Here is a 21,434-nt window from a genome sequence, read left to right on the forward strand (position 1 = left end):
CAGCGTGGATGAGCGCTCGCGCGAAGACCCGGCATCACTGAACAACTCCCCCATCGCGGTCATCGGCCCGGGCGCCATCGGGTCCACCGTCGCGGCGCTGTTGCATGCCGCCGGACAGCCGGTCCTGCTGTGTGGACGCACCCCGCGCGACGGCATCGAAGTTCGGCCCGACGACGGGCAGCCCATCCGGGTGCCCGGCCCGGTGCACACCGATCCGGCGGCCGTCGACGGCCCGCTCGACGTCGTGTTTCTCGCGGTCAAGGACACCCAGAACGCGCAGGCGGCGCCGTGGCTGGACCGGCTGTGTGACGAGAAGACCGTGGTGTGCGCGTTGCAGAACGGCGTCGAGCAGGTCGAGCGCGTCAGCGCCGTCAGCCGGTGCACCGACCCGGCTCACGTGGTGCCCGCGGCGGTCTGGATGTCATCGGAAGTGCAGCCCGAGGGCTGGGTGCGGTTGCGCAGCGAGGCCAGACTCGTGCTGCCCGACACGCCGGCGGCCGCGACCGTGGCCGACGCCGTGCACGGCACCGCGATCACCGTCGAACACGATCCCGATTTCCGCCGCGCGGCCTGGCGCAAGCTGCTGGTCAATGCCGTGGTCGGGTTCATGGTGCTGGCCGACCGGCGCGCGGGAATGTTCCGCCGTGACGATGTGGCCGCACTGGCCCGGCGCTATCTGACCGAATGTCTGGCGGTGGCGCGGGCCGACGGCGCGGATCTGGGTGATGAGGTGGTCGACGAGATCGTCGGCATGCTCGCCTCGGCCCCGGAAGACCTGACCACCTCGATGCTGACCGACCACCAGGCCAGCCGGCCGCTGGAGTGGGATGTGCGTAACGGTGTCATCGCCCGCAAGGCAGCCGCACACGCGCTGTCCACCCCGATCAGCGATGTGGTGGTACCGCTCTTGGCGGCCGCCGGCGACGGCCCGGGCTGACCCACCAGTAGACACTCTGCCCTAGGGTGTCTACCCATGGCCCGGACCTACCCGTGTGAGCGCGTCGAATTGGACTTCTTCGACCGCGCTCCGTTCCGTTTCGTCAGCACCGTCGACCTCGCCATCACGCCCGAGCAGCTGTTCGAGGTGCTCAGCGACGAGACCTCCTGGCCGCACTGGGCGACGGTTATCACCAAAGTGGAGTGGACCAGCCCCGAGCCCCGCGGCGTGGGCACCACTCGGACGGTCACGATGCGCGGGCACATCACCGGCGATGAGGAATTCCTGGCCTGGGAACCTTTCTCCCACATGGCTTTCCGCTTCAACACCAGCACCTCGAACGCGATCTCGGCCTTCGCCGAGGACTACCGCGTGGTGGAGACGGCCGACGGTTGCCACCTGACCTGGGTGATGGCCATGGAGCCCAGCGGGCTGGCCGGGCGGCTCGGGATGACCATGGGCCAGCCGGTGATGGCGTGGCTGTTCCAGCGATTCCTGTACAACCTCCGCCGTTACAGCAACGAGCGCTACGGCAAGTAGGGCGCTAGCCCAGGCCTTCCCACACCTGGCGTCGCACCGCGTCGGGATCGGCCACGGTCTCGTCCCGCGTGGAGCGGATCACCCGGGTCAGGCGCTGCCCGACGTCGTATTCCGGCCAATCGGCAACCTCGGCCCGGGCGAAATCGAGCCAGGTGCGTTGCATCCGCCGACCGACCGAGGGCTGCACCCGGCGACCCAACGGGTGAAGCTTGCGCCCCAGATACGACCCGTAGCTGTGCTGGACGTGCACGATCTCGCTGCCGTGGGTCGCGCCCAGTCCCAGCACCTTGAGCGTCCAGGTGGTGTGGTCGAACCGGTACACGTGGGTCGGCGCGTGCCCGCTGTACGCGTCGGCGAACGCCCAGGTCGGTGCGCCGAACATCACGTCAGAGCCGAACGCGATCAGCGCCCGGCGGCGCGGGAAAGCGGGATAGGCGGCCAGCACCCGATCCCTGGCCTGCGGGTCGTGGCGGCGGAGATAGTCCTCGACCCCCGCCAGCGTGGTCGGCAACATCGGCGGCTTGCCCCAGGCGAACATCGACGCCTCGTGACTGTTGGTGCCGATGATCAACGGAATCGCGGACACCGCACCCGCGCGTGCCGCCTCGATCGGGTGCAGCGGCAACAGGTCGACGCCGTGCGTCAGCCCGTAGGCCAATGTCGGTGTCCGCTGGGCACTTTCCAGTTGCAGCTGCCCGGCAGCGCGGCGCAGCTGCCGTTGCGGCAGCACTTTGAGTTGCTCGGCCCCCACCCCGAGGAGCTGCATGAAACGGCGCGACTGACGGGCCCGCTCTTCCCGGTCGGCGATCAGCGGCAACGCCGGACTCTGCGCGATGCCCCGGGCGAACAGCCCGTCGGCCGCGGGGCTGGCCAGCAGGGCCAATACCGATGTGGCACCGGCTGATTCACCGAACACCGTCACCTGTTCGGGATCGCCGCCGAACGCGGCGATGTTGTCGCGTACCCATTGCAACGCGGCGATCTGGTCCCGCAGACACAGGTTGTCGTCGAATCCCTCACCCAGGTCACCGAGTTCGAATCCGCCGAACACGCCGAGCCGGTAGGTGACATTGACGACCACCACGTCGCCGTTCTCGGCCAGCCGCGAACCGTTGTACAGCTGCAACTGGCCGGCGCCGTAGACGAACGCCCCGCCGGGGATCCACACCATCACCGGTAGCGACCCGCCCGTATCCGGAGACCAGACGGTGACGGTCAGGCAAGCCTCGTCGCGCACCTTGGGGTCGTCACGGCCTCCCCCGACGAACGAACGGCCTTGTGGCGGCAACGGGCCGTGCTCCACAGCTTCGCAGACCCCGGACCAGGGCACCACGGGCTGCGGCGCCAGGAAGCGCAGCGCGCCGATGGGCTGCTGGGCGTACTCCACACCCCGCCAAACGCTGACCCCGCCTTCACGGGTGCCGCGTAACCGCCCCAGCGAGGTGTGGGCGATGGTCGAATGTTCCGCAACGACGGACACGTCTGAATCGTAGTGTGAAAAGCTTAACGGGCTGTTGAGCACGCACCTACCGGCGAATGCGATGGAGTGACGGGATGACCTTCAACGAGGGTATGCAGATCGACACGAGCACCACGTCCAGTTCCGGCGGTGGCCGCGGCCCCGGCCGTGGCATCGCGATCGGCGGAGGTCTCGGCGGTCTGTTGATCGTTGTGCTCGCGATGTTCCTGGGCGTCGACCCCGGCACCGTCATGCCTCAACAGCAGCAGCCGATAGACACCAGCAGTGCCGGGGGCGAGGGATTCGACCTGAACCAGTGCAAGACCGGTGCCGACGCCAACAGCAAGGTCGAGTGCCGAGTGGTCGCCACCGGCAACTCGGTCGACGGCGTGTGGCAGCAGCTGTTGAAGGGATACACCCGTCCGCACGTCCGGCTGTTCAAGGGGCAGGTCCAGACCGGGTGTGGTCCGGCCACCAGTGACGTCGGCCCGTTCTACTGCCCCGTGGACAAGACGGCGTACTTCGACACCGACTTCTTCCAGGTGCTCGTCGACCAGTTCGGTTCCAGCGGAGGCCCGCTGGCGCAGGAGTACGTCGTCGCCCACGAGTTCGGCCACCACGTGCAGGACCTGCTGGGTGTTCTCGGCCGGGCCCAGCGCGACCCTGAGGGCGCCACCGGCGCCGGTGTCCGCACCGAACTGCAGGCGGACTGCTACGCCGGCGTCTGGGCGCATTACGCGTCGATCACCCGGCAGGAGGGCACCGACGTGCCGTTCCTGGAACCACTGAGCGACAAGGACATCACCGACGCGCTGTCGGCGGCCTCCTCGGTGGGCGACGACCGCATCCAGAAGCAGGCCACCGGCCGGGTCAACCCGGAAGCCTGGACCCACGGTTCCTCCGAGCAGCGACAGAAGTGGTTCACCATCGGCTACCAGACCGGTGATCCGAACAAGTGCGACACCTTCGCCGCGAACAACCTTGGCTAGGGCAACCACTGCCGTCGACGCGGTAGCAGAGCGCTACCTCGATACGTATGCACGGCTGGATCCGTGCGCCGCAACAGAACTGGGCATCACCGGCCACGACGATGACGTGACCGACTACTCCCCGCAGGGGGTGGCCGCCCGCGCCGAAGCTGCCCGCGCGACCTTGCGGGAGCTCGAGGGGGTCGAGCCCGCAGACGAGGTCGACGTGGTCACCGTGGCCGCGCTGCGCGAACGCCTCGGCGCGGCCGTCGACGTGCACGATGCCGGCCTGGATATGGGTGAGATCAATGTCATCGCCTCGCCGCTGCAAGCCATGCGCGACGTATTCGACCTGATGGCCACCGACACCGATGACGACTGGGCGCTGATCGCCGCGCGGTTGGCGAAGGTGCCCGAACGTGCCGCAGGCTACGCGGATGCACTCCGTGCAGCGGTCCGCGGCAGTCACGCCCCGGCCCTGCGTCAGGTGACGCGCGGCGTCACCCAGGCCCGGCAGATCGCCCAGTTGTTCGCCGAGATGGCTACCGGCGCGGCACCCGGAAACCGGCGGCTCCAGGCGCAGCTACGGCAACGCACCGAAGCCGCGGCCGATGCCTACCGGCAGTTGGGCGACGTGTTGTGTGAGGACATCGCCCCGCGTGCCCGCCAGTCCGACGCCTGTGGGCGCGACACCTACCGCCTGATGTCACGGTTGTTCCTGGGCAGCGCCGTCGACCTCGACGAGGCCTACGAGTGGGGTTTGGGGCTGCTCGATGCCGTTGTGGCCGAACAGGAATCGATCGCCCAGCAGCTCTATCCGGGCGCCACGGTGTCCGAGACTCTCCGTCGGTTGGACGATGAACCGCGATACGTCATCACCGGCACCGATGCACTGCAGGCCTGGATGCAGGACCTTTCCGATCGCACAGTGGACGCGCTGGCCGGCACCCACTTCGACATCGACGGCCCGCTTCGCACCCTGGAGTGCCGGATCGCGCCGACCCAGACCGGCGGCATCTACTACACCGGGCCGTCCGAGGACTGGTCGCGACCCGGACGCATGTGGTGGTCGGTTCCACCCGGCGTCGAAGAGTTCCACACCTGGCAGGAAACCACCACGGTGTTCCACGAAGGTGTCCCCGGCCATCATCTGCAGATCGGCCGCGCGGTGGCCCTGGCCGACGAGCTCAACCGGTGGCGCCGGCTGGGCTGCTGGGTATCGGGGCACGGCGAGGGCTGGGCTCTGTACGCCGAGCGGTTGATGGCCGAGCTGGGCTGGCTCGACGATGCCGGCGACCGGATGGGAATGCTTGACGCGCAACGGTTCCGCGCGGCCCGCGTGGTCATCGACATCGGCGTCCACTGCGGTCTCACGGCTCCCGACGGGGAGGTGTGGGATGCCGAACGGGCATGGAACTTCCTGACCTCGCATTCGGCCATGGCCGAGGAGAACCTGCGCTTCGAACTGGATCGCTATCTGGGCTGGCCGGGCCAGGCGCCGTCATACGCCATCGGTCAACGGATCTGGCACGAGCTCCGCGACGAGGCCCTACGCCGCGGATCGTCGCTACGGGAGTTCCACAGCCGGGCACTCGATCTGGGCGGGCTACCACTCGATGTGCTCAGATCGGCGTTGTCGGCGGATTGACCGGCTGAGAGGACCGTGGCCAACCATGCGCACGACGTCTCACATATGTGACACAGCCACTGTGTGACGCGGTTCACAGCCGAAGGCTGTCACGGTTCGGCCTATCGGCGGTGTCTGAGAGTGTGACTGTGCCGACGCCGAAAGGGGGCTGCACTGAACACGACCGAGGTATTCGCCGGCTACCGTCCCCTGCTGTTCACGCTTGCCTACGAAATCCTGGGCAGTGCGACCGATGCCGAAGATGTCGTGTAGGACAGTTACCTACGCTGGATCAAGGCGGGCGAGGTCACCCATCCGCACGCCTATCTCGTGGAGATCGTCACGCGGCAGGCCCTCAACGCACTGCGCGCCAGCAGGCGCCGACGCGAAGATTATGTCGGCAACTGGCTTCCCGAGCCCATCCAGACCGCCCCGGATGTGAGCGAGGACGCCGTCCTGGCCGAATCCGTTTCCATGGCGATGCTGCTCATCCTGGAGACGCTCAGCCCCGACGAGCGCGTGGTGTTCGTCCTGCACGAGGTGTTCGGCTACAGCCAACCCGAGATTGCGCTCATGGTGGGTAAGTCCGATATCGCGGTGCGCCAAATCGCCCATCGTGCACGCGAGCACGTGCAGGCTCGACGACGGCGCTACACACCGGACAGGCAACTGGCGCGGGCCACAGTGACGAAGTTCCTGCGGGCCGCCCGCACCGGGGACATCGACGGTCTCGTCGCGGTGATGGCGCCCGAGGTCGTTGCGCTGTCCGACGGTGGCGGACAGGTATCAGCTGCGCGTCGTCCAGTCGTCGGGCCACAGCGAGTCGCGCAGTTCATGGTAGGACTGGCCCAAGGTGGCATGGCCGGGTTCGACGTCTCGTTCGGCAGCTACAACTCGATGCCGGCCGTGTTGTTCGGCCGGCACGGTGTTTTGGACTCGGTCCTGCTCATCGATGTGACCGATGGACTCATCACTGCGCTCTATGCGATGCGCAACCCCGACAAACTCCGCGGCGCCGCCGCAACCCGCACCCTGACCAGACAGCAGGAGGACTGATGTAGACCGTCACCGTCGAACGGACCATCGCGGCACCGCAGGATGAGGTGTTCGACTTCATGAGCAACGCAGGCAATTTCACGCGCTCTCCGCTCGTGCTCCGGCAGCGGCTGGCCGAACCGGGTCTGCACGCTCCCTACGGACAAGGAGCGGTGCGCATCCTGCTGTGGACCATCGGCTGGTTCCGGGAACGCATCACCGCCTACGACGCGCCGCATTCCTTCGACTACACGGTCGAACGCAGTTTCCCGCCGTCGGAACACCGGCACGGTCACGTCGGCTTCACCGCCGTGGACGGAGGCACCCGCGTCGTATGGACCACGACGTTCCGGGTGAAGTTTCCACTCATCGGCGAGGTACTGACCCGGTGGGTCGGCCGGCCGATGCTGACCAGGGTGTTCAACGACGTGTTGGATGCCGCTGCGGCAGATTTGTCCAAACGCTGACCACATTGAACACATTTCGATAATGTGTTCAAATGCCCGAAGCGGACCGAGCGGTGTCACCCGTGCTGCTCGCTGCCACAGCTGAGACGCTCAGGCGTTTGGGCCCAAGACAATTCAGTCTGACAGCGGTCGCCGAACACGCGGGGGTATCCCGTGGCACCGTCCACAATGCACTGGGCAGCCGTGACAACGCGATCAGAAACGGGCTCGATCACCTGGCCGGCGCGTTCATCGAGACCATCGCCGCCGAGGCCGGCCGGCACGACACCCTGGCCGGCCAGGTCGCCGCGGCCGCGGCCGTCATCTGCGCGCACCGTCAGCAGTCGGACTCCGTGGCACCGCGCGGCATCAACGAGAGCATCCTGGTGTTGCTCCTGCGCAATACCGGTGACGATCTGATGCGACGCTCGATCGAGCTGTGGAAACCGCGGGTCCGGGCCGCCCAGGAGCGCGGCGAGGTCGGCGCGGGCGTCACCCCGGCGCGGGCCAGTGAATGGATCGTGCGCCTGCTGCTGAGCTTCGAACTTCTCCCACCGATCGGCGTGAACCTCGACAGTCCGCGTGCGGTGAAACGATTCGTGTCCGACCACATCGTCGTCGGCCTGACCGGAAGGTAGTCATGACGGAGCCAGATTACGAGGTGGCGATCATCGGCGCCGGCCCCGGCGGCATCGCAACGGCACACCTGTTGCGCCAGAGAGGTATTCACGACTTCGTCATCATCGAACGCGGAACCGACTTCGGCGGCACCTGGCGCGACAATCACTACCCCGGCCTGGCCGTCGACATCCCCACCCTGTGGTATCAGCTGTCGTTCGCCCCCAACCCGAACTGGAGCAGGTTCTTCGCGCCCGGCCCGGAGATCCATCGCTACCTGCAGGACACGGCGGCCGGTCTCGGGCTCTACGAGCACCTGCGTCCCAACTCCGAGGTGATCCGCCAGCAGTGGGACGACGAGCACGGCTTGTGGCGACTCCAGATCCGCGGCGGCGCGCCGGTGACGGCACGTTTCGTGGTCAGTTCGGTAGGCGGATACGTCAACGCCAAGAACACCGTCGACATCGACGGCGTCGAAGACTTCACCGGAACGATCCTGCGCCCCAACGCCTGGGACGACAGCTACGACACCGACGGGAAGCGCATCGCGGTGATCGGCACCGGATCCTCCGGCGTCCAGATCACCGCCGCCGTGTCCGCCGAAGCGGCCAATCTCGACGTCTACCAACGCACCCCGGCGTGGGTGCTGCCCAAGATCGACTTCGACATCACGCCGCGGATGCGCCGGTTGTTCCGGCTGCCTGGATTCGTCCCACTCGTCAACGCGGCCGGCCGGCTGGCGATGGACGTCTTCATGGTGGCGCCCATCGTGCACATCTTCTCCCGACTGCCCGACAAAGTGCTGCGCCGCATCATGCCGCTCTACGACGGCTGGTCCCGACTGCTGTACCGGCTGCTGCTGCGCGCCGTCGTCGACGATGCGGCGACGCGGCGAAAGCTGGTGCCGCGTTACGGCATCCTGGCCAAGCGGCCGGTGATCTCCAGCGCATTCCTACCGGCGCTGAACAATCCCAACACCAACCTGATCACCACACCGATCGACCGGATCACCGCGACCGGGATCCGCACCACCGACGGCGTCGAGCACCCAGCCGACCTGCTGGTGCTGGCCACCGGCTACGAACTGTGGATCGACCCCGAAACCTACCGACCGGATACCGTCCTGGGCGCGCGCGGTTTCGACCTCGCCCAGTACTACCGCGCGCACGGTCTGCACAGCTACGCGGGCACGGCCCATCCGCGCCTGCCCAACCGCTGGGAGATCGTCGGCCCGCTCGGCTTCGTCGGGTTCGCCTGGCTGGACTATGTCGAGACCGTGGCCGCACATGCCGTGCGGATCATCGATGAGACCCGGCGCCGCGGCGCGCAGGCCGCCGCCGTCAGTCAGGATGCGTTCAACCGGTGGAATGCGCGCATGCGCCGGGATGGCCGTGTCGCGCACCTGTACTACACCGCGACTTCCGGGCTGAACACCTATTTCGTCAACTCGCAGTACGAAACCCCGTACTACCGACCGCAGACGATCACCGGATCACGGCAGTTCGCCCGTCACTCTCCACTGTCCGACTACGAATTCACCAATGTCCGCGTCGCGGCATTACCCGAGGAGCAGCTCGCATGACTACCCCATTGGCCGGCCGGGTTGCCTACGTCACCGGCGCCGCACGCGGGCAGGGCCGCTCGCATTGCGTGCGACTGGCCCGCGCCGGCGCGGACATCGTCGCGCTCGACGCTTGCGCACCAGTCGCTGAACACAACGGATATGCCGCCGCCACCCCGGAGGATCTCGCCGAGACGGTGGCATTGGTCGAAGGCGAGGGACGCAAGATCCTGGCCCGTGAGATCGACGTGCGCGATGCCGAGGGCCAACAGCGGCTCGTGGCCGACGCGGTCGAGCAGTTCGGCCGCCTCGACATCGTCGTCGCCAATGCCGGCGTGCTCAATTGGGGCCGATTGTGGGAAATCTCGGCCCAGCAGTGGCAGGACATCCTCGACATCAACCTCACCGGCGTGTTCAACACCGTGCAGGCGACGGTGCCGGCCATGATCGCGGCGGGCAACGGCGGATCCATCATCGCGGTGAGTTCGGCCGCCGGGATCAAAGCCGTGCCGGGGTGCGGTCACTACTGTGCCAGCAAGTTCGGCGTCGTCGGGCTGACCAACTCACTCGCCGTCGAGCTGGGTGAGTTCGGCATCCGGGTGAATTCGATCCACCCGTACGGCACCGACACCCCGATGGGCAACGACCTGTCGATGTATCAGATGTTCGCCGACCATCCGACCTACATCCACAGTTTCTCGCCAGGCGCGCTGCCGACGGATTCGCTGGCCCCGCCCGACACGATCTCCGACATCGTGGTGTGGCTGGCCGGCGACACGTCGTCATTGGTCACCGCCGCCCAGATCCCCGCAGACAAGGGCTATTTGAAGATCTGAGCGGCGGGCACCGGACTCACAACCGCGAGTGCTCGGAGATACTCGTATCGGTGGTGCGCAGCGGGCGGATCAGCCCATCCTGGCTGAACGACGCGATCAGTTCACCTTCCTCGGTGTGCACTGCACCGCGCACGTACGACATGCCCGAGCCGACCTGGGTGCTCTCGTGGCTGTAGAGCAGCCAGCCATCCCAGCGGACCGGCTCGTGGAAACTCACCGTGACCGTCATCGGCGCGGTCGAGACGGTGAGGTGGGCCTGGGCGGTACCGATGCCCTCATGCGCGCGCATGGTGGTCGAAATACCAAGGTGTCCGGTGAAATACGCGATCAGCGCCTTGGCCAGGTCGTCGCGGACCGGCACGGGGTCGTAGTGCAACCAGGCGTACAGCTCCGGCGGTCCGACCTCGTCGGGGCTGTTGACGTCGACCACGTCGACCAGTCGCAGCTCACGTCCGATCATCGGCATGGGCGAGACGTTCGAGTCGCCGGGGCCGGCGACCTCTGGCCGCGGCAGATGATGACGGATGACGTCACCGGACGGCACGTCGGCGAACACCGTGATGGTGATGCACCGCTTGCCGTTCTGCGAGGCGGCGATCACCGCGGTGGCCGTCGAGCGGCCCTCACTGATCACATCGATGTCGAGCTCTACCTGCGGACCCACCATGACCGCGCGGGCGAATACCGCGTGTGCCGAGCGGATCGACTTGCCCGGGAAGCGTTTCGCTGCCGCGACGATCGCGGCACCGACGATCTGGGTTCCTTCGACCACCTGGCGCTCGTCCACACCGGCGATACCGGTCGGCACCGTGAAACGGTTCTCCCCCGCCGGTTCGGCATCGAACAGGTCGAGCAACATCTGCAGCGTCCACTGCGTCGGTTCTGCCTCTTTGGGTTCAGCTTCTGCGGTCATGAGCATCTTCCTTTCACGCGTTGATGACTGTCTCAGCGAATTCTGAAATGGTTTGGGGTGCAGCGAAGTCGGCGAACCACACGTAGAAGCGCTCAACACCCTGCGCGGACAATCCAGCGAAGTGGGCGGAGAGTTCCGCGGCGTCGCCGCACACCAAGCCGTCACCGAGATGCCCGAACAGTCGGGCGCTGCGCTCGGTCACCGCAACGCGGTCGGAGTCGCGCCCCACGAAGCCGACCATCTGTTGCAGGGAAACCCGCACCGTACCGACGGTCGGAAGCAGTGCGGGCAGCCGGTCCAGCTGATGCGAGGGAATGTTCCACCAGTCGGCATGGGTGCGTACGAGGTCCATCATGCGCTTGCCAGTTCCACCCAATACCAACGGAATTGGATGGGCAGGCCGAGGCGTTTGGGCTTTTTCGTCGTCGCCACCCCAATACTGGTGCAGCAACTGCAGATTCTCGCCGAGCCTGCCTACTCGCGCTGCGGCGTCACCCGTCTCGATGCCGAACCGCTCGAACTCCTGTGGCCACGACCCCGAGCCCAACCCCAGCTCGAACCGGCCGCCGCTGGCCGCCGAAAGTGTGACGGCCTGTTTGGCCAGCACGGCCGGATAACGGAACGCATCGCACAACACCAGATGCCCGATCCGCAAGCGCTCGGTGCGGGCGGCCACCCAGGTGGCGACAGTCATTGCCTCCCAGATGTTTTGGTGGGTCGCGCCCGGGGCTTCCAGATGGTCGATGAAGGCGATGCCATCAAATCCACTGGCCTCCGCCACCCGCGCCCGTTCAACGACGTCATCGACGCCGAGCCGCACCTGGGGCAGGAACAAAAACCACTGACTCATCGCTGCACCGCCCGCAGTCGATCCAACACAGTAATCACAAGCCGCCTATTGCTTCTACAGAAACGGTAACGTCATTCTCGCAAGTGCAGCATGACGGAGGTGATGGCGCAATGGCCAGTCCGGCCGGACGACCGACCGAAGGCGCGCGCGCCGAGGCGCAGGCGGACCGGGCCCGCCGGTTCATGAAATCGGCACTCGCCATCCTAGGCGAGACGGGGCGCACCGACTTCACCGTGCTGGAGGTCGTGGAGCGCTCCAAGACCTCACTACGGTCCTTCTACCAGCATTTTTCAACCAAAGACGAGCTGCTCCTGGCCCTCATCGACAAGATCATGGCCGAGTCCACACTGCGTTGGCGCGCGGACACCGACGGCCTGACCGGACCCGAGGCGCTGCGGTCGCTCATCGAGCGCATCACCGTCCCGGCGTCCTCGAGCACTCAGGACAGCATCAACCGCGGCCTGACTTTCTACAACGACCATCTCGCCGAGTCCCTGCCCCGTGAATACGCACGGGTGCTCACACCGTTACACCAGCTCATCGGCGACATCCTACGGCGCGGAGTGAACTCGGGAGCCTTTCGGCCCGACATCGATGTCCAGAGCACCTCAGCCTTGATCATGCAGTCGGTACTGGGTGCGATGAGGCTGCGATCGCTGGGCGTCGAACTCAACGGCGCACCGATCGACGGCGAGCACATCTACGAGTTCTGCGTCCGCGGCCTACTGGCACCCGAATCCCCCGCCTGACCAGCAAATTCCCACCTTCCTGAGCGGTCGCCCGAATGCCCTCGTCCGCGCCGGTCGTCCCGTGGTAACGTCATTACCAGTTTCGAAAACACGACTCTCCCAGGAGGCGAAGATGCCCTCACGCGAGCTTCCCTATCCGGTGTTCGACGCCGACAACCACTTTTATGAGCCCAAGGAAGCGCTCACGAAATTCCTGCCGGAGCACCGCAAGGGCGTCATCGACTACATCGATGTCCGCGGCCGCACCAAGATCATGGTTCGCAACGTGGTCAGCGACTACATCCCGAACCCGACGTTCGAGGTGGTCGCCCGCCCCGGCGCACAGGAGGACTACTTCCGGCACGGCAGCGGCGGCAAGAGTTACCGCGAGGTGATGGGCAAGCCGATGAAGGCCATCCCTGCCTTCCGCAATCCGCAAGCGCGCCTTGAGGTTCTCGACAGCCTCGGCCTGGACTACACCCTGATGTTCCCGACGCTGGCCAGCCTCGTCGAGGAGCGCCTCAAGGACGATCCCGACCTGATCCTCGACATCGTGCACGCACTCAACGAGTGGATGTACGAGACCTGGCAGTTCAACTACGAGGGCCGCATCTTCTCCACCCCGGTCATCAATCTGGGCAACGTCGACCGCGCACTCGAAGAACTGGAATGGTGCTTGGAGCGCGGCGCCAAGACCGTCCTGGTCCGGCCCGCGCCGGTGCCGGGTTATCGCGGTAGCCGCTCCATGGGTGTGGAGGAGTTCGATCCGTTCTGGGACGCCTGCGTGAAGGCAGGTATCCCGGTGTCGATGCACGCCTCGGACAGCGGATATTCCAATTACCTCAACGACTGGGAACCGGCCACCGAGTTCAAGCCGTTCGCGCCCACCTCGTTCCGGATGGTCGCCATGGGCAAGCGTCCGATCGAGGACACCATGGCCGCACTGGTCTGCCACGGCGCGCTGACCCGCAACCCGGACCTGCGCATCCTGTCGGTGGAGAACGGCGCCTCCTGGGTGCCTTACCTGCACTACCAGTTCAAGGACGTCTACTCGAAGATGCCCGATGGATTCCCGGAGGATCCGATCGAGGCGTTCAAGCGCTGCGTGTACGTGGCACCCTTCTGGGAGGACGACTTCAAGAAGATGGCCGACCTGTGCGGCGTCGACAGGGTGATCTTCGGTTCCGACTGGCCGCATCCAGAGGGCCTGGCCGATCCGATCAACCTGGTCGACGACCTGCAGGCGCACGGCCTCGACGACGAGGGCGTCCGAAAGGTGATGGGCGGCAACCTCGTCGACCTCTTCAAGGTCGAGAACAAGAAGGTCTACCGGCCCGATGTCCCGGCACTCGTACTGAACTGATCCAGTCCCCTCCTCTACCTACGAAGCTGGGCCGACTACATGACAGATGTGGCAAATCCCGAACAGATGCTGTTCACCTCCACCGCGCAGGCCTTCCTGGAAAAGGAGGTGCCACTGAGCCGAGTGCGTGAACTACACGCCGCGCACATTCCGTTCGACACCGGATGGTGGGGCCGCGCAGCCGAATTGGGGTGGGCCAGCCTTCTGGTACCCGAGGAACTCGGCGGCGGCAGCCCGTCCGGGGACGGTGTCACCGACCTGGCGTTGCTCGCCGAGCAGGCCGGCCACACCGTGGCCCCCGGTCCCCTGCATCCGGTCAGTGTCGTGCTGGCCGGCCTCGTCGAATCACCCAGCGGGCACGAGGAACTGATCGAATCGCTGGTCGCCGGCGAGACCGTGGGGTCGTGGGCGGCCTATGAACCCAAGCGGCCGTTCGGAGCTCTCCAGGCCGTCACCGGGATCGGCACCACGGCCACCCGGACCGACGCGGGCTACCGCATCGACGGCGTCAAGGACCGCGTCGAAGCCGGTGACCAGAGTGACACGTTGCTGGTGGTGGCCGCCTGCGACGGCCAGATCCGGCAGTTCGTGGTGCCGACCGACGCCGCCGGGGTAACGGTCAGTCCCCAGAACTCGGTGGACCTGGTCAAGCGTTACGCCCGAGTGCAATTCGACGGCGTCGCAGTCGGCGAGACCGCCGTGCTCGGCACCGCCGAGGAGACACCGGCGATCATCGAACGCCAGCGCGAGGTCGCCCTGGTGCTGCAGTGCGCCGAGATCGTCGGAATTCTGGACGTTGTGCTCACCATGACCAATCAATGGCTGGCAGACCGGCACAGTTTCGGCCGCCCGCTGGCCTCATACCAGGCCCTCAAACATCGTGCCGCTGACATGAAGATGTGGTTCGAAGCCGCGCGCGCCACCACCGCGGGAGCCGTCGCCGCGGTGGCCCAACGCTCCCCGGAAGCACCCAAGCTCGTCAGCGTCGCGAAAGCCTATGTGGCCGAACGTGCTCCCGTGATGCTGCAGGACTGTGTGCAGTTACACGGCGGAATCGGCGTGACCTGGGAGCACGATCTGCACCTGTACCTGCGGCGGGTTGCGTTGTATCGCGCGTTGTACGGATCACCCGAAGACCACCACCGCGCCGTATATGCGCTGAGCCGCAAGACCCGCGCAGCCGAGGAGATCGGGGCATGACCGACACCGTGAGCACCACCGCAACCACAGAGTCCGTCGAGGAGTTCGCGCTGCGTGCCCGGACCTGGCTGGCCGAGAACATGCCGGCCATCGATCCGGGCAATCCTCCGTTCGCGGTACGCGCGGAATCCGAATCCTGGGAACGGGCAAAGGAACTGCAGAAGCGCCTGTACGAAGGTGGATTCGCCGGAATCTGCTTCCCACGCGAGTACGGCGGCCTCGGCCTGGACTACGCATACCAGAAGGCATTCAACGACGAGTGCCGAAACTACGAGATGCCGCTGATCCTCAACACGCCCTCGTTCACCATTTGCGGCGCAACGATTCTCGACATGGGCAGCGAAGAGCAGAAGCGCGAACGCATTTCGGCTGCGGTCCGGGGCGACGAGGTGCTCTGCCAGCTGTTGTCCGAGCCCAGCGGAGGCTCGGATCTCGCCGGCGTGATCACGCGCGCCGAGCTCAAAGGCGACACGTGGATCATCAACGGCGCCAAGACGTGGAGTACCAGCGCGTTTGCCGCCGACTACGGATTGATGCTGGCCCGTACCGACTGGACCGTGCCCAAACACGAGGGCCTGACCATGTTCCTCGTCCCGCTGAACGCACCGGGGATCACGATGCGCCGGATCACCGAGGTGAACGGCAATGAGGAGTTCTGCGAGGAATTCTTCGACAACTTGGAGCTTCCGGCGGACGCCGTCCTGGGCGAGGTCAACGACGGCTGGACCGTCGCCTCTCGCCAGCTGCACCACGAGCGTCGGGCTGTCGGTGGCGGTTCCGAGTTCGCCAGCGGGACCGGTGCCGAGAACGCGAACGAGATGCCGCCCGATCATGTCGGGCTGGCCGAGGCCACCGGGCAGGGTGACGACGCCCGGGTCCAGGATCTGGCCGGGCGCGCCCTGGTGCGGCGCATCGTCAAGAAGCAGCTCATCGATCACGTCGGCAAGGCGATCGGAAACGGTTCACTGCCACCGAATGCGGGCACGTTGATCCGGCTGTTCCATGCCGAGACCACCGAGCTGGAGGTGGACACCGCACTGGCGATCGCAGGCACGGCCGGTGTGGTCGACGAGGGTTCGGAAGGTAGCCCAGAGTTGGCCGGTTTGATGGAGATCGGTGTTCGCTATCTATCTCGGCAGACCGGGTCCCTGGGCGGTGGCAGCTCGGAGATGGCGCGCAACGTCATCGGCGAGCGGATCCTTGGCTTCCCACGCGAACAAGCGGCCGACCGCGGCGTGCCGTTCAATCAGGTCAGGCGCAACAAGAGCTGACTGTCTTTCGGCGCTGAGGCACGGTCATCTCGACAGGTTTGCCGCGTACGGTGGGGACCAGCCTACGCAGGGGGAATCCTGATGCCGACCATTCATTTGGAACGAGTGATCGCAGCACCGCTCGAGCAGGTTTTCGACTGGATGGCCGACCCGGCGGGTCTGGCCACCGCACCGCTGGTGCTGCGGGCGGGATGGGCGGCGGGTTCGTCGGAACCTGCGGTGGGGGCCGTCCGGGCGGTGACCGGAGCCGGCATGTGGTTCCGGGAGGAGATCACCGCGTACGACCGCCCGAACAGTTACTCGTATCTGATCATCGGGTCATTCCCGCCGTTCGATCATGACGGCGGCACACTGACTTTCGCACCCCGCGGCGACCGTACGCATATCGACTGGACGACGAGCTACACCCACCCGGCACGCGCCGGTGGAAAGGCGATGGAGGCCATCAGCTCACGGCTGCTCCCGTGGAATTTCCGCGTCATCCTCGCCAATTGCGCCAAGGCACTGGAGCACTAGAAGAGGGCTGGTTGCGTCGGTGCCGCGATTTCACGTACGGCACCGATGCGCGCCATGGGCGCCGGCCCAGTCAATCCGTACCGGGCAACCAGCGGTGCCACGCGGGTACGAAGCATGTCGCGATAGTCCGGTGGCAGATACGCCCCCCGCCGGTACAACCGCTGATAGTCGGCAAGCAGTTCAGGATGTTCACGCTGCAGCCAGGACATGAACCAGCCACGGGTCGACCCCCGCAGATGCAATCCGAACACCGTCACTCCGGTGGCCCCCGCCGCAGCGATGCGGCCGAGCAGTCCGTCGAGTTGTTCGGCCGAATCGGTGAGATACGGCAACACCGGCGCGACCATGACATGGCAGCGCAACCCGGCGTCGCGAATAGCGGCGATCAAGCCCAACCGCGCTTCGGGGGACGGAGTGCCGGGTTCGACGGTGCGGTGCAGCTCCGGATCACCGACTGCCAGCGACACCGCAACACTCACCTCGACGCGACGCGATGCCTCCACGATCTGCGGAAGGTCACGCCGCAACAGCGTGCCCTTGGTCAGGATCGAGAACGGCGTCCACGAATCTGCCAACGCCGCAATGATTCCCGGCATCAAAGCGTATCGGCCTTCGGCGCGCTGATAGGGATCGGTGTTGGTGCCGAGCGCGACGGTCTCGCGCGTCCAGGACCGGCGACGCACCTCCCGCGCCAATACGTCGGCGACGTTGGTCTTCACCACCACCTGGGTGTCGAAGTCTGTGCCGCTGTCGAAGTCGAGGTACTCATGGGTGGGGCGGGCGAAACAGTACCGGCAAGCGTGGCTGCAGCCGCGATAGCCGTTGACGGTGTACCGGAAGGGCAGCATCGACGCCGCCGGCACTTTGTTCAGGGCCGACTTGCACAGCACCTCGTGAAATGTGACGCCGTCGAACTGAGGTGTACGAACGCTGCGGACGAAACCGAGCCGCTGCAGCCCGGGCAGCGACCCGTCGTCAACGCCCACCGCCTGACCGTCCCATCGCACATTCATATCGAACAATTGTTCGATATGAATGTCAAGGTGATTCCCACGTTCGACCTCGAAGGAGACTGGGTGCGCCGGTGCCGCGGTTTCGGGTACGGCACCGGCGCCCGCCGTGGGCGAACGCCCAGCCACTTGCGCAATCAGACGGCAGTGAAACCGTCTCGGCGCATACGTGCATCGAACAACAGTTCGAACATCATCGCAACCCTGATCCCAATCCGTGGGATCCGGATCAGGCCGAACCGGACCCAGGCTCGAGCGCCAGCCGAACCTGCGACTCGATCGCGGCGACGACCGGACGAGGCAGGTGCACCCGGCCCCGCCCATCGAGGTCGACCACTATCTGCTGCACCTTGCGCAGGTAGGACGTCTTCTCCCCCGGCTGGTCGGTGGCCTGCGCATGGTTGTAGAGCTTGGCGGCGGTGTCGAGGTCCGCACGGTCGTCGTCGGCCAGGTAACTGGTTCCCGTGGCTTTGCCGTCGCGTTCGCACCGTGCCCACTGGCGCCGCAGTGCATCGACCGCCGCGCGGTAACGCCCGGCGAATCCGGCGTCGCCCGGGTAGGTATCGGTGGCCAGTGCCTGGGCCTCCTCCAACGCAGTGTGGAAATCCATCACGTGATCGCGGGTGATGTCGGTGACTCCCGGATAACGCAGGTACAACGCGGGATCCAACTCGTAGGTGCCGTATTCGGACAACACCCGCCGGTGCACGACGCGTGCGGCCTCCCACAACCGGAGATCGGCCGCCGGCGACGCGCTGGTCCCGGCCACCGGGGACACAGACGGCTCGGCCGTCGCGACCTCCGGTGCGGCGGGCTCGAGCGGTGGTTCCTGCGCGGTAGCAGAGTCTTTGGACGTGCCGCGCGGACCCGCCGGCCTCATCGGCTTGTACCTGCGCGGCTCGTCGGGAACCGCGCGCCGCAGTCGCCGCAGGATTTCGGCGCCAACAGGATCGGCCTCCAGGACTGCGACGTGATAGCTGGCGTCATCGCCGAAGGTTAATTGCAGATAGTGCGCGCCTTTGACGCGAAGGTCGCGGTCAGCGGGTGCGATGCGGGTCTCCGTCGACACGTCGGCGGACAGACCGACGTCAACGAGGTCTGCCAGCGGGCGCACCACATCCTTGCTGTCCTCGGTGCCGATCAGAACCTGCCCGTCGACCAGGGCGAGCCGCACCGCGGCTCGCCGCCCGGTCATGCGCCCGGCGATGCTGAACAACACCGAACCCGTCAATGAGCCGCCCACCACGAGCATTACGAGCTGAGGGGCGACCCCACTGACGACTAGGACGAAGAGCAACGGCACCGCCGCAAGCACCAGCGCCGCACAGACGCCCTTGCGGACGCGAGTCCGGGTATCGAGGTATTCGGTGCGGGAGATCAGCGCGAGATTCTCACCGGCCGGCGCGTCAACGCTCATGCTGCCGCAACCATCCAACGCACCCCGACGACACTACCGTGCAGCTACTGGCCAGTGGCCTCTGCGTATGGTTGACCCATGCCTGAAGACCCGCAGCAACGCCGACGGGCCAGGTTTGACCGCCGAAAGGTGGTTGGGCAGAGGTGAATCCGATAGTTCGCGCGATCCTGGGCGGCGTGTGTGTCGGTAGCGGCATCGCAATTGGGGCCTATTCCGGGGGCTGGTTCCTCCTGCTCGCGGTCGTTCTCGCCGCGATGGGGGTCGGGATGATCGCCGGTGCGTTCACGCGATCGATCACTGCCGGTTCCGCCGGTGAACTGGTCCCGGTGACCGTCGACCTGATCGACCGGTCGGCGCCGAGTCCCGCGTTCGCGTCGACCCTCGTCGCCGGCGAGGCACGCCCGCGCGGAGACGTACCGTTCCGGTTTCACAATCTCGCGAACCTCTCGCGCTCGCAGATCGCCGGCATCGTCGCCGACGGTCGGGGCGAGTTGCCGTCCGAAGCGCTCGGCAGTCCCGGCAGCCCTGCCATCACCGAACACCGTGCCGTGCGGGCACACGCACCGGCGGCCCTGACGGCGGTCGCGGCGATGTGGGCCACGATGCTGCTGCCTCCGACCGACATCTGGGACCTCAAGCCGCTGACGCGGAGCGCCTCCTCGGCCGAGGTACCGTCCGTCAGCACCGGTGACCCCGACGCGCGACCACTGTGGCAGTGGTACGACGAAGCACTCGACCATCTGCGCGCCGAGGCGCACGAATCGCTCGACTCCCTGCTGAGCTTCGACATCCGCGACACCCGCGTCGACGTAGAGGTGTACCTGGGCGGCGACCGGATGCGGGCCTATCAGGGCGACATCGACGGTTGGGAGACCAGCGAAGAGTCCACCAACTCCCGCAGTCGCGACACGTTCACCATCGACGACCTACAGGGATTCTCCGCACGCGACTTCCTGACCGGTGCGGCCGCGATGCTCCCTCCTGACCGAAGGGAGATATCCCGCTTGGAGATCGAACGCAACACTGACGACATTTTCGGCGCCGCGCGTCCGGTCCTGGCCGAAGCCACGTTCGGCGACCCGAGCATCCCGATCGACGGAAAACTGGACGGCACCATCGCGACGTGGTGGCCAAAAGACGACGTTGCGGCCGGACTGCACCAGGTCGAGGCTGCACTGGCCGCCAGAGGGGTAGCCACCGACGCCGCGGTGATCAAAGAGCTTGAGCTTTCCGCCGACCACGGCTTCACCCTCGACTTCTACCGGGGCACTCCGTATTACCGGACCAGGGCACACGCCGGCAGGTTCGCCAGTCCCGACGACCTCATCGGGGAAGGTGTCTTCTCTCGCTTTCGGTTCTCCGACGTCTCGGCAGACGTGGTCACCGCTTCGCGCGACGACGCGATGCGCCGGTACGACGTCGATCTGGTGGACCGCGGCAAGGCCGACATCACTATCGGCGAATGGGGCAGCGAGGGCGGTGACCGCGAGGACGAGGTCGTGATCGAGGTGGACTACAACGACGCGCACGGCGGGAAAGCGGTGTATGCGTTATCCGGCGAGTACCTCACCGGATAGCGCGGGTCGGATCACCACACCCGCGGGCGGGTCAGATCACCACACCCGCGGGCGGGTCAGATCACCACTGGCCGAGCTGGCACCGCGGGCTGTACGGATGATCGTTCTGGACGGCGATCTGACCGTCGACGGCGATCTCACAGTGAGCGTTCGGCTGGGCCTGGCCGCCGTGCGTCGTGCTCGCGACGGTGAAGATCGCCCACTGCGGGTCGGCAAGCGTGGTCTCGAAGACCCAGGGCGCGTCAGGGCCGACGTTCACCGTCGCCTTCTGCAGGTACTTGTACGCGTCAGCGTTGTAGGCGTCTTTGCTCGCAGGCTGCGTCGTCAGGTAATAGAGGTCGAATTCGTAAGGCGCGCCGGACGTGAGCGTGTACTTGACCTGATGGCCTTGGCCCGCCGGGTCCGCATACGACGTTGCGTTGGAGACCGCCATACCCGCGGCCGCCAGAACCAGCGCCGCACCCACCGTGGTTGTCGCTTTTCGCATGTTCCTCATATCGACGCAGGCTACCGCCTTGTTACAGGTGCGACCAACGGGTCTCGTGACACCGCGCCAACGGCA

At 66.3% G+C, this 21,434-nt stretch carries 19 protein-coding genes and 2 pseudogenes; 15 read left to right on the forward strand and 6 right to left on the reverse strand.

Annotation, left to right across the window (positions count from 1 at the left end; all coding sequences use genetic code 11):
• Positions 1-4 precede the first annotated feature (4 nt).
• Together ACZY08_RS15825 and ACZY08_RS15830 are read left to right on the forward strand one after the other, a co-directional pair.
• On the forward strand, positions 5-937 hold the full coding sequence (locus tag ACZY08_RS15825) for an oxidoreductase (RefSeq protein WP_463745714.1): 933 nt from the start codon (positions 5-7) through the stop codon (positions 935-937).
• A 36-nt stretch (positions 938-973) separates the two neighbouring features.
• Complete coding sequence (locus tag ACZY08_RS15830) at positions 974-1,477, forward strand: SRPBCC family protein (RefSeq protein ID WP_463745713.1); 504 nt, start codon at positions 974-976, stop codon at positions 1,475-1,477.
• Between the two features lie 4 nt (positions 1,478-1,481).
• On the opposite strand, the gene ACZY08_RS15835 is transcribed toward ACZY08_RS15830, so the two are convergent.
• Positions 1,482-2,957, reverse strand: coding sequence for a carboxylesterase/lipase family protein (locus ACZY08_RS15835; RefSeq protein ID WP_463745712.1), 1,476 nt, complete (start codon positions 2,955-2,957; stop codon positions 1,482-1,484).
• Between the two features lie 74 nt (positions 2,958-3,031).
• Between ACZY08_RS15835 and ypfJ the strand changes: the two genes are divergently transcribed.
• The 7 genes and pseudogenes from ypfJ (at position 3,032) to ACZY08_RS15870 (ending at position 10,027) form a co-directional block, all read left to right on the forward strand.
• Positions 3,032-3,925, forward strand: a complete 894-nt coding sequence (gene ypfJ / locus ACZY08_RS15840; RefSeq protein WP_463745711.1) for a KPN_02809 family neutral zinc metallopeptidase — start codon at positions 3,032-3,034, stop codon at positions 3,923-3,925.
• On the forward strand, positions 3,918-5,552 hold the full coding sequence (locus ACZY08_RS15845) for a DUF885 domain-containing protein (protein WP_463745710.1): 1,635 nt from the start codon (positions 3,918-3,920) through the stop codon (positions 5,550-5,552). Before ypfJ ends, ACZY08_RS15845 begins: the two co-directional genes overlap by 8 nt.
• A 153-nt stretch (positions 5,553-5,705) precedes the next feature.
• Positions 5,706-6,587, forward strand: a pseudogene (sigJ, locus tag ACZY08_RS15850) (RNA polymerase sigma factor SigJ).
• 17 nt (positions 6,588-6,604) lie between these two features.
• Positions 6,605-7,033, forward strand: a pseudogene (locus ACZY08_RS15855) (SRPBCC family protein); the annotation flags it as partial.
• A gap of 32 nt (positions 7,034-7,065) precedes the next feature.
• Positions 7,066-7,650, forward strand: coding sequence for a TetR/AcrR family transcriptional regulator (locus ACZY08_RS15860; protein ID WP_463745709.1), 585 nt, complete (start codon positions 7,066-7,068; stop codon positions 7,648-7,650).
• A gap of 2 nt (positions 7,651-7,652) precedes the next feature.
• Positions 7,653-9,212, forward strand: a complete 1,560-nt coding sequence (locus ACZY08_RS15865) for a flavin-containing monooxygenase (RefSeq protein WP_463745708.1) — start codon at positions 7,653-7,655, stop codon at positions 9,210-9,212.
• Positions 9,209-10,027, forward strand: a complete 819-nt coding sequence (locus ACZY08_RS15870) for a mycofactocin-coupled SDR family oxidoreductase (protein ID WP_463745707.1) — start codon at positions 9,209-9,211, stop codon at positions 10,025-10,027. The genes ACZY08_RS15865 and ACZY08_RS15870 overlap by 4 nt, the downstream gene beginning before the upstream one ends.
• Positions 10,028-10,043: 16 nt before the next feature.
• Here ACZY08_RS15870 and ACZY08_RS15875 read toward each other — a convergent pair whose 3' ends face one another.
• Complete coding sequence (locus ACZY08_RS15875) at positions 10,044-10,940, reverse strand: acyl-CoA thioesterase (protein WP_463745706.1); 897 nt, start codon at positions 10,938-10,940, stop codon at positions 10,044-10,046.
• A gap of 13 nt (positions 10,941-10,953) precedes the next feature.
• On the reverse strand, positions 10,954-11,790 hold the full coding sequence (locus tag ACZY08_RS15880; protein ID WP_463745705.1) for an LLM class flavin-dependent oxidoreductase: 837 nt from the start codon (positions 11,788-11,790) through the stop codon (positions 10,954-10,956).
• Between the two features lie 110 nt (positions 11,791-11,900).
• On the opposite strand from ACZY08_RS15880, the gene ACZY08_RS15885 reads away from it, so the two are divergent.
• From ACZY08_RS15885 to ACZY08_RS15905, 5 genes are all read left to right on the forward strand, one after another.
• Positions 11,901-12,539, forward strand: a complete 639-nt coding sequence (locus ACZY08_RS15885) for a TetR/AcrR family transcriptional regulator (protein WP_463745704.1) — start codon at positions 11,901-11,903, stop codon at positions 12,537-12,539.
• Between the two features lie 112 nt (positions 12,540-12,651).
• Positions 12,652-13,881, forward strand: coding sequence for an amidohydrolase family protein (locus tag ACZY08_RS15890; RefSeq protein ID WP_463745703.1), 1,230 nt, complete (start codon positions 12,652-12,654; stop codon positions 13,879-13,881).
• Positions 13,882-13,920: 39 nt separating this feature from the next.
• Complete coding sequence (locus tag ACZY08_RS15895; RefSeq protein ID WP_463745702.1) at positions 13,921-15,081, forward strand: acyl-CoA dehydrogenase family protein; 1,161 nt, start codon at positions 13,921-13,923, stop codon at positions 15,079-15,081.
• Positions 15,078-16,352 carry an acyl-CoA dehydrogenase family protein gene (locus ACZY08_RS15900; RefSeq protein WP_463745701.1) on the forward strand — a complete coding sequence of 425 codons (1,275 nt, stop codon included), beginning with the start codon at positions 15,078-15,080 and terminating at the stop codon, positions 16,350-16,352. The genes ACZY08_RS15895 and ACZY08_RS15900 overlap by 4 nt, the downstream gene beginning before the upstream one ends.
• Positions 16,353-16,433: 81 nt before the next feature.
• Entirely contained in the window at positions 16,434-16,868 is a 435-nt protein-coding gene (locus ACZY08_RS15905; protein ID WP_463745700.1) for an SRPBCC family protein, read from the forward strand.
• On the opposite strand, the gene ACZY08_RS15910 is transcribed toward ACZY08_RS15905, so the two are convergent.
• The gene (locus ACZY08_RS15910) at positions 16,865-17,875 is read right to left on the reverse strand and encodes an Rv2578c family radical SAM protein (protein ID WP_463745980.1); all 1,011 of its coding nucleotides are present in this window, start codon (positions 17,873-17,875) and stop codon (positions 16,865-16,867) included. The genes ACZY08_RS15905 and ACZY08_RS15910 overlap by 4 nt on opposite strands.
• Positions 17,876-18,107: 232 nt before the next feature.
• Complete coding sequence (locus ACZY08_RS15915) at positions 18,108-19,295, reverse strand: hypothetical protein (protein WP_463745699.1); 1,188 nt, start codon at positions 19,293-19,295, stop codon at positions 18,108-18,110.
• 143 nt (positions 19,296-19,438) lie between these two features.
• Here ACZY08_RS15915 and ACZY08_RS15920 point away from each other — a divergent pair, with 143 nt between their 5' ends.
• Positions 19,439-20,872: a hypothetical protein gene (locus ACZY08_RS15920; protein ID WP_463745698.1), complete on the forward strand. Its 1,434-nt coding sequence runs from the start codon at positions 19,439-19,441 to the stop codon at positions 20,870-20,872.
• A 61-nt stretch (positions 20,873-20,933) separates the two neighbouring features.
• On the opposite strand, the gene ACZY08_RS15925 is transcribed toward ACZY08_RS15920, so the two are convergent.
• Positions 20,934-21,368, reverse strand: a complete 435-nt coding sequence (locus tag ACZY08_RS15925; RefSeq protein ID WP_463745697.1) for a hypothetical protein — start codon at positions 21,366-21,368, stop codon at positions 20,934-20,936.
• Positions 21,369-21,434 lie beyond the last annotated feature (66 nt).

Source organism: Mycobacterium sp. IDUB_9, assembly GCF_055419505.1.

Coding starts and splice junctions, on each gene's coding strand:
- ACZY08_RS15830 (WP_463745713.1), top strand. CDS start 974: ATGGCCCGGACCTACCCGTGTGAGCGCGTCGAATTGGACTTCTTCGAC.
- ypfJ (WP_463745711.1), top strand. CDS start 3,032: ATGACCTTCAACGAGGGTATGCAGATCGACACGAGCACCACGTCCAGT.
- ACZY08_RS15860 (WP_463745709.1), top strand. CDS start 7,066: ATGCCCGAAGCGGACCGAGCGGTGTCACCCGTGCTGCTCGCTGCCACA.
- ACZY08_RS15865 (WP_463745708.1), top strand. CDS start 7,653: ATGACGGAGCCAGATTACGAGGTGGCGATCATCGGCGCCGGCCCCGGC.
- ACZY08_RS15870 (WP_463745707.1), top strand. CDS start 9,209: ATGACTACCCCATTGGCCGGCCGGGTTGCCTACGTCACCGGCGCCGCA.
- ACZY08_RS15875 (WP_463745706.1), bottom strand. CDS start 10,940: ATGACCGCAGAAGCTGAACCCAAAGAGGCAGAACCGACGCAGTGGACG.
- ACZY08_RS15880 (WP_463745705.1), bottom strand. CDS start 11,790: ATGAGTCAGTGGTTTTTGTTCCTGCCCCAGGTGCGGCTCGGCGTCGAT.
- ACZY08_RS15885 (WP_463745704.1), top strand. CDS start 11,901: ATGGCCAGTCCGGCCGGACGACCGACCGAAGGCGCGCGCGCCGAGGCG.
- ACZY08_RS15890 (WP_463745703.1), top strand. CDS start 12,652: ATGCCCTCACGCGAGCTTCCCTATCCGGTGTTCGACGCCGACAACCAC.
- ACZY08_RS15895 (WP_463745702.1), top strand. CDS start 13,921: ATGACAGATGTGGCAAATCCCGAACAGATGCTGTTCACCTCCACCGCG.
- ACZY08_RS15900 (WP_463745701.1), top strand. CDS start 15,078: ATGACCGACACCGTGAGCACCACCGCAACCACAGAGTCCGTCGAGGAG.
- ACZY08_RS15905 (WP_463745700.1), top strand. CDS start 16,434: ATGCCGACCATTCATTTGGAACGAGTGATCGCAGCACCGCTCGAGCAG.
- ACZY08_RS15915 (WP_463745699.1), bottom strand. CDS start 19,295: ATGAGCGTTGACGCGCCGGCCGGTGAGAATCTCGCGCTGATCTCCCGC.
- ACZY08_RS15925 (WP_463745697.1), bottom strand. CDS start 21,368: ATGAGGAACATGCGAAAAGCGACAACCACGGTGGGTGCGGCGCTGGTT.